11 protein-coding genes are annotated in these 12449 nt (G+C 57.5%); 4 read left to right on the forward strand and 7 right to left on the reverse strand.

Features of this window, described 5'->3' with window-relative positions:
- The first annotated feature begins 103 nt into the window (after positions 1-103).
- Both scpB and rluB read left to right on the forward strand, forming a co-directional pair.
- Complete coding sequence (scpB, locus tag NP603_RS09615) at positions 104-997, forward strand: SMC-Scp complex subunit ScpB (RefSeq protein ID WP_371928810.1); 894 nt, start codon at positions 104-106, stop codon at positions 995-997.
- Entirely contained in the window at positions 981-1745 is a 765-nt protein-coding gene (gene rluB, locus NP603_RS09620) for a 23S rRNA pseudouridine(2605) synthase RluB (RefSeq protein ID WP_371928811.1), read from the forward strand. Before scpB ends, rluB begins: the two co-directional genes overlap by 17 nt.
- A 321-nt stretch (positions 1746-2066) precedes the next feature.
- Here rluB and NP603_RS09625 read toward each other — a convergent pair whose 3' ends face one another.
- The 6 genes from NP603_RS09625 to NP603_RS09650 all read right to left on the reverse strand — a co-directional run bounded on the left by NP603_RS09625 (position 2067) and on the right by NP603_RS09650 (position 6781).
- Positions 2067-2504 (reverse strand): nucleoside deaminase, encoded by a 438-nt coding sequence (locus NP603_RS09625; RefSeq protein ID WP_256610648.1) that lies wholly within the window; start codon positions 2502-2504, stop codon positions 2067-2069.
- 10 nt (positions 2505-2514) lie between these two features.
- Positions 2515-2721 (reverse strand): dodecin, encoded by a 207-nt coding sequence (locus tag NP603_RS09630; protein ID WP_256610649.1) that lies wholly within the window; start codon positions 2719-2721, stop codon positions 2515-2517.
- Between the two features lie 17 nt (positions 2722-2738).
- On the reverse strand, positions 2739-3350 hold the full coding sequence (gene thiE / locus NP603_RS09635; protein WP_256610650.1) for a thiamine phosphate synthase: 612 nt from the start codon (positions 3348-3350) through the stop codon (positions 2739-2741).
- On the reverse strand, positions 3347-4126 hold the full coding sequence (gene thiD, locus NP603_RS09640) for a bifunctional hydroxymethylpyrimidine kinase/phosphomethylpyrimidine kinase (protein WP_256610651.1): 780 nt from the start codon (positions 4124-4126) through the stop codon (positions 3347-3349). The genes thiE and thiD overlap by 4 nt, the downstream gene beginning before the upstream one ends.
- Complete coding sequence (locus NP603_RS09645; protein ID WP_256610652.1) at positions 4123-6078, reverse strand: BRCT domain-containing protein; 1956 nt, start codon at positions 6076-6078, stop codon at positions 4123-4125. The genes thiD and NP603_RS09645 overlap by 4 nt, the downstream gene beginning before the upstream one ends.
- Positions 6079-6259: 181 nt before the next feature.
- Positions 6260-6781, reverse strand: a complete 522-nt coding sequence (locus NP603_RS09650; RefSeq protein ID WP_256610653.1) for a transcriptional repressor — start codon at positions 6779-6781, stop codon at positions 6260-6262.
- A gap of 199 nt (positions 6782-6980) precedes the next feature.
- On the opposite strand from NP603_RS09650, the gene NP603_RS09655 reads away from it, so the two are divergent.
- Positions 6981-8219, forward strand: coding sequence for a diguanylate cyclase domain-containing protein (locus NP603_RS09655; protein ID WP_256610654.1), 1239 nt, complete (start codon positions 6981-6983; stop codon positions 8217-8219).
- A gap of 37 nt (positions 8220-8256) precedes the next feature.
- On the opposite strand, the gene ppdK is transcribed toward NP603_RS09655, so the two are convergent.
- Positions 8257-10998, reverse strand: a complete 2742-nt coding sequence (gene ppdK, locus NP603_RS09660; RefSeq protein WP_256610656.1) for a pyruvate, phosphate dikinase — start codon at positions 10996-10998, stop codon at positions 8257-8259.
- Between the two features lie 144 nt (positions 10999-11142).
- Between ppdK and NP603_RS09665 the strand changes: the two genes are divergently transcribed.
- Positions 11143-12324 (forward strand): BaiN/RdsA family NAD(P)/FAD-dependent oxidoreductase, encoded by a 1182-nt coding sequence (locus tag NP603_RS09665; RefSeq protein ID WP_256610658.1) that lies wholly within the window; start codon positions 11143-11145, stop codon positions 12322-12324.
- The last annotated feature ends 125 nt before the right edge of the window (positions 12325-12449 follow it).

Consider the following 12449-nt stretch of genomic DNA (forward strand, 5'->3'; position numbering starts at 1 on the left):
AGTACGGTTTCCAACCGGCTGGAGCGGCCAACCTCGCGTCCAACCGGAGCCGCGCGAAATACCGACAAACCTTGCCAAACCGGCGGGTCGGCGTGCGGTACGCTTGCGGCCTACTTGGCAAAGCGATTGGCGTAAACCGGAAGTCGAGCAAATATCCGAGACTATTGCTATCCGCCGCCGCTCAACCCGCCTGCCGCCGCAATGGGCTGCCGTCATCCGCGCCAGCGAACACCAAGCCATCATCGTCGAACGCCATTTGCCGGCGCCGGAACGGGTTAAAGACTGCGACATGAACACCAAGCGCATCGTCGAAGCCATTTTGTTCGCCGCCAATCGGCCGATGACCATCCGTCAGATTCAGGAAACCTTTCCGGAACTGGAACAGCCGGACACGCTGACGATTCAGATGGCCCTGGAAGACATCGCCCGCGATTACGCCGATCGACCGATCGGCCTCCGGCAACTGGCCAGCGGTTACCGGTTTCAGGTGCGTGAAGGCCTGTCGCCTTACGTGACGCGTTTGTTCGAGGAAAAACCGGCACGCTATTCGCGCGCATTGTTGGAAACTCTGGCCATTATCGCCTACCGCCAACCGGTGACGCGCGGCGAAATCGAAGATATCCGCGGCGTCAGCGTCAGCAGTTCCATTATTCAGACTTTGCTGGAACGGGAGTGGATCCGGGTGATCGCGCATAAGGAGGTGCCGGGCCGGCCGGCCTTATTCGGCACCACCAAACAATTTCTGGATTATTTCAATTTAACTTCGTTGAACGAATTGCCGACCTTACAAGAAATCGCCGATTTCGATTTCGGTAATCCGCCGCAACCGCAAACCGAGCAGGACCACAGTGAAAGACCGCAAACCGTCGAAACCGCAACAACCGTCAACCCGTCCCGACCACCGAAAGCCGATGGAACCGAACCGCAAACCGAAGTCGACACCAGTGCGCAAGCCGAAACCGGCTCCGGCGGCGAAAAAAGTGTCACCTTCCACTGACAGCGTAACGGCGGCCGGCGAACGGATTCAAAAATTGCTGGCCCGCGCCGGTTTGGGCTCGCGGCGCGAAATCGAGCGCTGGATTGGCGAAGGTAAGCTATTGGTCAACGGCAATCCGGTGCAATTGGGCTACCATCTTAAGCCGGGCGATCATTTGCAGATCAACGGCCGCATCGTCAAATGGGAAAAATACGCCGAACAGCCGACCCGGGTGTTGGTTTACCACAAACCGGTCGGCGAGTTAGTCACGCGACGCGATCCGGAAGGCCGGCCGGTGATATTTACCCAACTGCCGCGGCTGCAAGTCGGGCGCTGGATTGCGGTCGGCCGGCTGGATATCAACACTTCCGGCTTGATTCTGGTCACCAACAACGGCGAATTGGCCAATCGCTTGATGCACCCGTCGCGCGAAGTCGAGCGGGAGTACGCGGTGCGCATTCTGGGCGAAGTCGACGATGCGATGCTGGAACGCTTGAAACAAGGTGTCGAGTTGGACGATGGCCCGGCGCATTTCGAAGACGTCAGTTTCTACGCCGGCGAGGGCGCCAATAAGTGGTTCTACGCCACAGTAAAACAGGGACGCAACCGCTTGGTGCGGAGGCTATGGGAATCGCAAGGCGTCAAAGTCAGCCGCCTGATCCGGGTCCGCTACGGCGACATCACGCTGCCGGAGCGGGTCAGGGCGCATTCGTTTTATGAACTGGAGCCTAAGGAATTGCAGGGATTGATGGAGTTTGTGGGCTTATAGCTGCGTCGGATTATTCGGCTCTACATTTGGCGAAGCCGATTGCCGCTAGGGAAAGCTGGTATCGCAACTCTAAGGTTGACGTTATTTACGGCGAGCGCCTAAAAATACCTGACGATGCCAAACTGCATGTCTTTGAGCACACCGAAGGGTATTGCAATCGCAAACGGCTTCATTCCAAATTGGGAGACTTATCCACTGAAGCCTTTGAACTTAAGCAAGGTTCTTGGCGATCTGTCTGTAAAACTCAGGCAAGATCATCGAACGTAAAACCGGTTTTTGAAACGCGAATGTCAAAGATTGGCTGAGCCTGATAGGCTGTGCTTAGACGCCGATGTCTTCGTTCCAAAGTTCGGGGCGGGCGGCAATGAAATTCTGCATCAAATCGATGCAACTCTGATCTTGTACTATTTCCAGCTCCACACCTCGCTGCTGTAGTAGCTTTTCTTCGCCAACGAAGGTCTGGTTCTCGCCGATTACGACACGCGGAATGCCGTATAACAAAATTGCGCCGCTGCACATCGCGCAAGGCGACAAGGTGGTGTAGAGCACGCTGTCGCGGTAAACCTGGGCCGGTAAACGGCCGGCATTTTCCAACGCGTCCATTTCGCCGTGCAGAATCGCGCTGCCGTGTTGCACGCGACGATTATGGCCGCGGCCGATGATGCGATTCTGGTAAACCAATACCGAACCGATCGGGATGCCGCCTTCCGCCAAACCTGCTTCGGCTTCGGCGATGGCGGCTTGCAGAAAGGGGTCCATATCCGGTGGCTCAGTCCAGCGTGTAGCCGACTTTGATCGTCACTTGCCAGTGGGCGATTTTGCCGTCGGCGATATGGCCGCGGGTTTCGACGACCTCGAACCAGCGCATATTGGTCACCGATTCGCCGGCCTTGGCCACGGCGTTTTCCACCGCGTTTTCGATGCTGACGGTGGACGAGCCGGTTAATTCGATTTTTTGATAGACATGGTCTGGCATGGCGGCCTCCGCAAAAATTAAAACAATGCCTGGAAACGGCGCGCGGCTGCGAACGGATCGCCGTCGAATACGCCGCCGATAACGGCAACTAAGTCTGCACCGGCTGCCAATAACTGTCCAGCGTTTTCCGGCAAAATGCCGCCAATTGCGACGATAGGGACTTGCAAGCTGCGCTTGGCTGTTTGCAGCGTGCCGATTTCGGCCGGCGCGGCCAATGGCTTGGACCCGGACGGAAAAAAGCGGCCGAAGGCGACGTAATCGGCGCCGGCCGCGACGGCCGCTGTCGCTCTGCCGATGTCGTTGTAGCAGGACACGCCGATAATCGCGTCGGGCCCCAATGCGGCCCTGGCGGCCGCCAGGTCGCCGTCGTCGCGGCCCAAATGCACGCCGTCGGCACCAACCGCCAGCGCCAATTCGACGCTGTCGTTGATTAATAGCGGCACCTGGTGCGCGTGGCAAACGGCCAACAGCGCGGCGGCCAGTTTGCCGGCATCCAGCGGATTTTTGTCGCGGTATTGAATGACGGCGGCACCGCCGCGTAACGCCGCTTCAACGTCTGCGACGACTTGAGCAATGGATTTGCCGTCCGGTTGGGTGATGGCGTATAGGCCTTTGCGAGGAAACTTCATGTATCCACCCAAAATAGCCGGTCCGGATTATGTTGGCCTTTTCCGGGCAGGTAGGCTGCAGCCAGGGATTGCCAGGTAAATTCCTGAGCTTCGCTGACGGCGGTGAACATGTCCAGGCCTTGGGCTAGCAACGCGGCAATCGTGCTAGCCAGCGTGCAGCCGGAGCCGTGGTAGTGGTGGGGCAGGCGTTCCCAATTGAAGGTTTGGTTGAGGGCGTCGGGCATGTATAAACGGTTGTGTACCAGCTCGGAGTTTTCGTGGGTGCCGGTGATTAGCACGTACTCGGCTCCGCGTTGTTGCAGCCAGTGTGCGCAATCGGCCAGATCGGTTTGACCGGAGAGGCGGCGGGCTTCATTGCTGTTGGGTGTGAGTAAGGTAGTGAGCGGCAGTAGTTCGGAGACGATTACGTCTATCAACTGCCGGCCGGCCAACTCGGTGCCGCCGCCGGCAGCCAGCACCGGGTCCAGTACCACCGGAACGGTCGGATATTGCCGCAATACCAGGGCAATCGCTCTGGCGATTTCGGCGTCGCCGATCAGGCCTATTTTGCACGCGGCAACTTCGAAGTCGTTTAACAGGGTTTCAGCTTGGCTGACAATATCCTCCGGACGCTGCGGAATCAGCTTTTTGACGTTGCGGCTGTCTTGTTCGGTCAACGCCGTGACGATGCTGGCGGCGTGGCAGCGGTGGCTGGCGATGGCCTCGATATCGGCTTGAATCCCGGCGCCGCCGCTGGGGTCGTGGCCGGAAAAACACAATACGATCGGCCGGCTCATGCTGTGTCTCCATTCAGCAAGGCCAGAAATTCCTGCTCGCTGAGTACCGTGACGCCTTTTTCGCGGGCGGCGTTGGTTTTGTTGGCGCCGACATTGTCGCCGGCCACCAAATAGTCGGTCTTGGCCGAAACCGAGCTGCCGACTTTGGCGCCCTTGGCTTTGGCTTGCTTGCTGAGTTCGTCGCGGCTGCCGCTGTGCAAAGTGCCGGTAAATACCAGGGTTTTGCCGGCCAACGGGTGCGCGTTTTCGTCGGGTTGCGCCTGACTGGCCTGTAAGTTAAATCCCAGTGCCATTAAATTATCGAACAAGGGTTTGATATTGGCGAAGCCTTCGGTAATCACGGCGGCAGTCTTTTCGGCAAAGCCTTCGATCGCGACGATATCGGCTTCGCTCAGTTCGAAGATCGCTGGTAGCGGATAGTGGGCCAGCAAACGTTCGCAATTGCCCAAACCCATGCGGAACACGCCGAACGCGGCCAGGAAGCGCCAGTCTTCGACCGCTTCGCGCCGGCTGCGCAACAACTGGTCGACCAGATTTTGCGATTGTTTCGGGCCGAAGCCCATGTTTTCGAATTGCTCGGCGTTGAGGGCATAGATTTGGTCGACGCGGCGGATACCGTGTTCGTACAGGCGTTTGATGCTGGCGGCGCCGAAACCGTCGTTGTTTTTCAATACCCTGAAGAAATGCTCCATGCTGTTGCTGATTTGCGCCGGACACGCCAGGTTGTTCGGGCAGAGCAGGTAGTCGTTATCCCAAATCAAAGCGTGGCCGCAACTGGGGCAGGCCTCGGGGATGTCGGGTTCGGCCGGGCGGATGACGGCCTCTATTTTCGGAATTACCTCGCCGGAGCGCGCCAAGCGGATTAGCGCGCCGGGTCCTATGCCCTTGTCCAGCACCATTTTGTAATGGTGGGCCGTCGCCCGCGACAGCAGCGCACCGCTGAGTCGGGTCGGCTCCAGCTCGGCGACCGGTGTAATCCGGCCCGAGCGCGAGGTTTGCGGCACGATATGCAGAATTCTGACTTCGGCGGTTTCCAGGTTTTCCTTGTACGCCAACTGCCAGCGGTGGTGGTGGCGGGTGGCGCCTAAGTAAGTTTTCAATTCCTCGTCGGCGATTTCCAGAATCACGCCGTCGACATCGTAGTCGACTTTATGCCAGATGGTTTTGACGTGGCTCTCGAAGTCGGCGATCAATTCGGCCCAGGAGCCCGTCCACGTTGGCAGCAATGCAAACGGATAAAATACCGCGGCATGGTCGTTGATGGCTTGTTGGGCGTGTTCGTCCAAATCTTTTTCCTTGATCACGCTGGCCTGAAAATTCCGCGGGTTGTCGAAAAAGTCGGCCAAGTTCCGATCGAAATAACTGCGGCTGACCACGATTTCGCCGGCGCCCAGGCCGCGCTGGCCTTGGTTGGCAACTTGCAGGCCTCTCTCGAACACGCGGCTGATGTCCTGGCCTTTACGGCCGTCGCCGCGGGTATACAGCATCCGGCCGTCGTCGTAGGCGGCGTAACCGTCCAGTTTTGGCGTGATTTTGAATTGCAGGTCGGCAAAGTTCTTGCCCAGTTCTTCCGCTGCTTTTTCGATGCGTGCCGCCCAGCGTTCGACTTCGTCGCGGCTGTAAGCCTTGTCGGTGGATAGCATCATCACCGGCAGGTCGACGGTTTTACCGGCGAAGGCCGGTTCCGGTTCCACTTCGTGTAACAACGGATGCTCGGGTTGGCGCTGTTTCAGTTCGGCCAGAAACACGAAATCGTAGTCGCTGTCGCTGATCGCCGGTTCGCCGCCGCGGTAGAGGGCGTTGGCGACTTTTAGAAAGGCGACCAGTTCGCCGTCAGCGGCGGAGTCGATTTGCTGCGGATGGCGGCACAGCTCGCAAAAGCGGTGTTCACCGATGTCCTGCAACTCGACTCCGGCTTGGCGGAGCAGATGTTTTTGGTTGTCGCTGAGCATGCGGAGGGAATTCGGATTAGGATAGGCCGGCGATTATAGGAGGATCGTCGGGCAAAAAAAAGGCGGGAGAGTTAAACTCGCCCGCCGAGCATCTATCTTTCAAGAGGATCATGTCGACGGTAGGAAAGCGTTCGACATGGCTCTAGTTTAGGACTTTAACGTTATTCAGCATTGACCTGGGTCAATGTTCGTCGTCTTTTTCCGACGCGGCAGTCGCAGCGGGTTTACAGGACTTGCATAATCCGTGAATTTCGATGGTTTTACGTTGCGGGACGAAGCCGGCGCCGCTTAATTCCGTGCTTAGCGCGCTCAATACGTCCGGGGCGGCGCGTTCTTCGACGGTATGGCAGGCGGTGCAGATCAGCAAGAGCTGGTCGTGCTGGGTGCCGGAGCAATGGCAGCCGACGAAAGCATTCAGGCTTTCCACCCGGTGAATCAGGCCTTGTTCCAGTAAAAAATCCAGTGCCCGGTACACGGTCGAGGGTTTGGCGGCATCGTTGACCGGACGGATTTGGTCGAGCAAATCGTAAGCTTTGACGGCCTTATGGCTGTTCCAGATCAACTCCAGGATTTTATGACGGATCGGCGTCAACTGCACGCCGCGTGACAAGCAAAGCTGTTCCGCTACACTTATCGCATTTCGAATGCACTGGTTGTGGTCGTGTTCCGGGTGGCTGATACGTTCGGGTTCTGATTCGGTCATTTGCGGGAAGGGTGATAAGGTTCATTCATTTGGCTGTCCGGCTTGTTTATAGTGCCAGCATCAACAGGCCATTTCAATTCATATCGAAGTTGTCTGCTGCTATGATGGTGTGGTGGCCGTTTGGGCGCCATAGTATGGTTGTTGGATACATGGCCGGTGAGGGGCGCGGCGTGGTGGCAAGTATTTTTTGAGGCAATTGATGAGAAGGATTACGTTCCTGGTTTATGCGATGTTATGGCTAATGTTGCTTGGCCTGAACCTATACCAGCAAGTAATGGATACCAAACAGTACGCGCAAAATATCGCCACCCGCCAGGCTGAAATGTTTTTCGATCACATTTTGCTGGTCAGAAAATGGAATGCTTCGCACGGCGGCGTCTATGTGCCGATCGATGCCGCTACTCAGCCCAATCCGTATCTGAAAGTACCGAACCGGGATCTGGAGACCAAGGAGGGGGTCAAACTAACCTTGATTAACCCGGCATTCATGACCCGGCAGTTGGCGGAAATGAGCAAAAGCCAAAGCGGGATCAATTTTCATATCACCAGCACCGAGCCGCTGCGGCCGGAAAACAAACCCGATAATTGGGAGGCTCAGGCTTTGGCCGCGTTTCAGAACGGTCTGAAAAGCGTCAGCGGTTCGGGCCTGATCGACGGCAAGCCTTTTTACCGTTATATGGCGCCGCTGCTGGTCGAACCGGCATGCTTGAAGTGCCACGATCAGGATGGCTATAAGTTGGGCGACGTCAGGGGCGGCGTCAGCGTCAATATACCCGCCGCGACGCTGGACAGTTTCGTCGACGAACGGGTCGACCATCTGGTCATCACCCATAGCATCGTTGCGCTAATCGGTGTGATCGTGTTGTTACTGTCTTATCTGGCGCAGGCCCGGCTCAGCAAGCGCCTGGATAAGGCGCAGAGCCGCTTGCAACTGGCCTATCTGGATTCGCTGACGTTGTTGCCGAACCGGCGCTATTACGACGCCTTCGTCAAACGCGAATGGAAGCGGGCCTTACGGCACCAGTACCCGTTGTCGATGATCATGATCGACATCGATTTTTTTAAATCCTACAACGACAATCTGGGCCATTTGGAAGGCGACCAGTGTCTGCGGCAAGTGGCGAGAACCTTGAAGCGGTTTTTCCGCCGGCCCGGCGATTTGATCGCCCGCTACGGCGGCGAGGAATTCTGCGTGGTGGCGGCTTGCGATGCCGAACAAATATTAGTGTTGGCGGAGATATTGCGCAAGGCGGTCGAGAATATGCGCATGCCGCATCCGGATTCGAAGATTTCCGAGTTCGTCACGATCAGCCTCGGCGTGGCGACCATCATTCCCGGCCACGATCAAGCTTTCGACGGTTTGTTGTATCGTGCCGACCAAGCCCTGTACGACGCCAAGGCCTCGGGCAGGAACCGGGTCGGACGTTATCGGGAATAAGCAGCCGGCACCAGGTTGGGGCGCCGGCCGTTTTAGCTTATAACGGTTTAGTCTCCAGCAGTTTGGCGTGGGCGGCCGCCAGTCGGGCGACCGGAATCCGCGGCGCCGAGCAGGAGACGTAGTTCAAACCCAAATTGTGGACGAAACGGATCGAACGCGGATGGCCGCCGTGCTCGCCGCAAATGCCGATCTTCAATTCGGGGCGTTGTTGCCGGCCCAATTCCACCGCCATTTTCATCAGTTTGCCCAAGCCTTCGATATCCAGCGTTTCGAACGGGTTGTCTTCCAGTAATCCGGACTCCTCGTACAGCGGCAGGAATTTGTTTTCGGCGTCTTCCCGCGAGAAGGAGAAGGTGGCCTGGGTCAAATCGTTGGTGCCGAACGAGAAGAAACTGGCCGTCGCCGCCAAACGGTCGGCACGGGTGCAGGCCCTGACGGTTTCGATCATCGTGCCGAATTTGAAATTCAGTTTGATTTTGTATTGGCTTTCGACCTCGTTCTGGATTTCGTCGACATAGCCTTTCACCTGTTTCAACTCTTGCACGGTAATGACTTGCGGCACCATGATTTCCGGCTCGACCGGGATGCGTTGCTTGATGCAACGCGCCGCCGCTTCCAGAATGGAGCGAATCTGCATCTTGTAGATTTCCGGGTAACTCATGCCCAGGCGGACGCCGCGGTGGCCCAACATCGGATTGACTTCGTACAGCTCCAGTACCTTGTCCAGCATCATCTGCTTCTTGGCAATCGCTTCCAGAATCACGTCTTCGTTCAACCTGTTGAACGGCGCCGGCAAATCGCCGGCATTGGCCAAGGTGTCCAGCGTCACCCGTTGGCCTTTAACGATGGTCAGGTAATGTTTCAGCGCGTCCAGTTCGTCGGTGAGCTGGTGTTCGTTGGGCAGGAACTCGTGCATCGGCGGGTCCAGCAAACGGACGGTGACCGGATGCGGCGACATCGCTTCGAACAATTGCTCGAAGTCGTCGCGCTGGATCGGGAATAGTTTGGCCAGCGCTGCTTCCCGCTCTTCGGTATTGTGGGCCAGAATCATGTCGACCACTAGCGGCAGGCGGTCGGCAGCGTTGAACATACGTTCGGTACGGCACAGACCGATGCCTTTGGCGCCGTAGCTGACCGCAAGACGCGCTGTTTCCGGCGTGTCGACGTTGGCGTGTACCCGCAGGCGCGCCACTTCGTCGGCCCAACCCAGCAGCGTTTTCAAATCCTCCGAGAAACGGGGCGCGATGGTCGGGATCCGGCCCAGGTAAATGTTGCCGTTACTGCCGTCGATCGTGATCAGATCGCCTTCTTTAATGTGGATATCGCCGACGATAGCCAGCCGCGCCCGCACATCGACCTTGATGTCTTCGGCGCCGGCGACGCAAGCCTTGCCCATGCCCCGCGCCACCACCGCGGCGTGCGAAGTCTTGCCGCCACGACTGGTCAACACACCCTGAGCGGCGAAGAATCCGTGAATGTCCTCCGGTTTGGTTTCCTCCCGCAACAGAATCAAGTCCTGGCCGGTTTTACCCAGGCGCACCGCGGTATCGGCGTCGAACACGCAATGGCCGCAGGCTGCGCCAGGGGAGGCGGGGAGACCGGTGGCGATGGGTTTGTTGTCGTGATCCGGCGCCAATTGCGGATGCAGCAATTGCTCCAATAACTCAGGGTTGATCCTTAGAAGTGCCTGCTCCTTGCTGATCAGGCCTTCCGCGACCATGTCGATCGAGGTTTTGACCATCGCTGCCGCGTTCATTTTGCCGTTGCGGGTTTGCAGGCAGTACAACACGCCGCGTTCGATGGTGTACTCGTAGTCCTGGACTTCGTGGTAATGCGCTTCCAGTTTGTTGCGCAATTCCACCAGTTGCCGGTATTGCTCCGGCATTTCCTTGGCCATTTCTTGCACCGGCTTCGGCGTGCGGATGCCGGCCACCACGTCTTCGCCCTGGGCGTTGACCAAGTATTCGCCGTACATCTCGTTCTCGCCGGTGCCGGGGTTACGGGTGAAGCCGACGCCGGTGGCGCAATCGTCGCCCATGTTGCCGAACACCATCGTCACTATATTGACTGCCGTGCCATTGGCGATGTCCGGCGTGATGTGGAATTCTCTGCGGTAGTCGACCGCGCGCTTGCCCATCCAGGAGTTGAATACGGCGCAGATCGCAATCTCCAACTGCTGGTAGACGTCTTCCGGAAACGGCCGGCCGGTTTCTTCATGCACGACCATCAAGAACAATTCGCTGATCTCTTGTAACTGGTCTGCACTGAGTGCGACGTCGGCCTTGATGCCGGCGGCGCGTTTGACGTTGTTGAAATGCGTGTCGAATTTCTCGTCTTCAATCCCGAGCGCGACCTTGCCGAACAGTTGAATGAAGCGGCGGTAAGCGTCGTAAGCGAAACGCGGGTCGGAGGTTTCCTCGATCAAGCCGGCTAGGGTTTGTTTGTTCAACCCCAGATTCAGGATGGTGTCCATCATGCCTGGCATCGAAATCGCCGAACCGGAACGCACCGAAACCAGCAGCGGGTCGCTGGCGCCGCCGAAATGTTTGCCGGTCACCCGCTCGATGTCGGCAATCTGGGCTCGCACTTCGTCCATCAAACCGTCCGGCAAGCGTTTTTGCTCCAAATAGCTAAGACAGGTCTGGGTGCTGATGACAAAACCCGGCGGCACGTTGAAGCCCATTTGGGTCATCTCGCACAGATTGGCGCCTTTACCGCCCAGTAAGGCTTTATTTTTACCGTCGCCGGTGGTGAATGAGTAGCTGAATTGTGCAGTCATTATCGCTCTTGTCGAAGTGGTGGAGGTCCATGGCTTGCAAGCCGGCACCGAGTTGCGCGGAGCAACGCCGCGGCCTGCAGGGGAATGCGGTTAAAATACCCTGACTTTTTACCGATTTTTTCAAGCTATGACAAGCAGAGCGGAATGGATAGTTCGAACGTAATCATCATCGGAGCCGGTGCCTCCGGCTTGATGTGCGCCATAGAGGCCGGCAAACGCGGGCGTAAAGTGCGGGTGCTGGATCACGCCAACCGGCCCGGCAAAAAGATTTTGATGTCGGGCGGCGGTCGCTGCAATTTCACCAACTACAGCATCGAAGCCGAAAATTACATCTCGCATAACCCACATTTTTGCAAATCGGCGTTGAGCCGCTTTACGCAATGGGATTTCATCGATTTTGTACAGCGGCACCGGATCCCTTACCACGAGCGTTTGCACGGCCAATTGTTTTGCGACGACAGCGCCAAGGATATTCTGAACGCATTACTGGCCGAATGTCGCCAATACGGCGTGCTAATTGAATTGAACTGCCGGATCGACAAACTGCAAGCGGCCGCAAGCGGCGGCTTTGTCTTGCAAACCAGCCTCGGGGAACGCCGGGCGGAGAGTGTCGTGGTCGCCAGCGGCGGATTATCGATTCCGAAGATGGGGGCCACGCCGTTCGGCTACCGCGTCGCCGAGCAATTCGGCATCAAAGTCTGGCCGACTCGGGCCGGCCTGGTGCCGTTGACCTGGCAGGACGACGACAGCCAGCGTTTTGCGCCGCTATCCGGAATTGCCGTCCAGTGCCGAGTCGATTACGGCGGGCGCAGTTTCCGGGAAAACCTGTTGTTAACCCATAGAGGCTTGAGCGGTCCGGCAATTTTGCAGATCTCGTCGTATTGGCGGCCGGGGACCGAGCTATCGATCGATTTACTGCCGGACCATGATCTCGGCGAGCGTCTGCGAGCCGAACGCAGCGCCGGTGGCAAGGTCAAGTTATTGAATTTACTAGGAGAATATCTGCCAAAACGCTTGCTGCAAGCCTTGCTTGACCAGAATTTGCTGGCGGCTGTGGCGGCAAACTGTTCGGACAAACAAATCGCCGTGGTCGCCGAACGCTTGCATGGCTGGCGCGTCAAACCGAACGGCAGCGAAGGTTACCGCACCGCCGAAGTAACCGTCGGCGGCGTCGATTGCGATAGCGTGTCGTCGAAGACCATGCAATGCCTGCAGGTACCGGATTTGTATTTTGTCGGTGAAGTGCTGGACGTGACCGGTTGGCTGGGCGGTTACAATTTTCAATGGGCCTGGTCCTCGGGCTGGTGTGCCGGCCAGTACGTTTGACGATTGTCGTGGTTATTGCGCTCCGATTTGGTTAGCTTTGCAATTTTCGACTTTGTCCGCCAAATCCACGCACTTGCCGCCGATCTGTTTCCGCAACACGCCGGTTGCTCTCAGCTGACCCTTGC

Source organism: Methylomonas aurea, from assembly GCF_024505045.1.
Classification (GTDB): domain Bacteria; phylum Pseudomonadota; class Gammaproteobacteria; order Methylococcales; family Methylomonadaceae; genus Methylomonas; species Methylomonas aurea.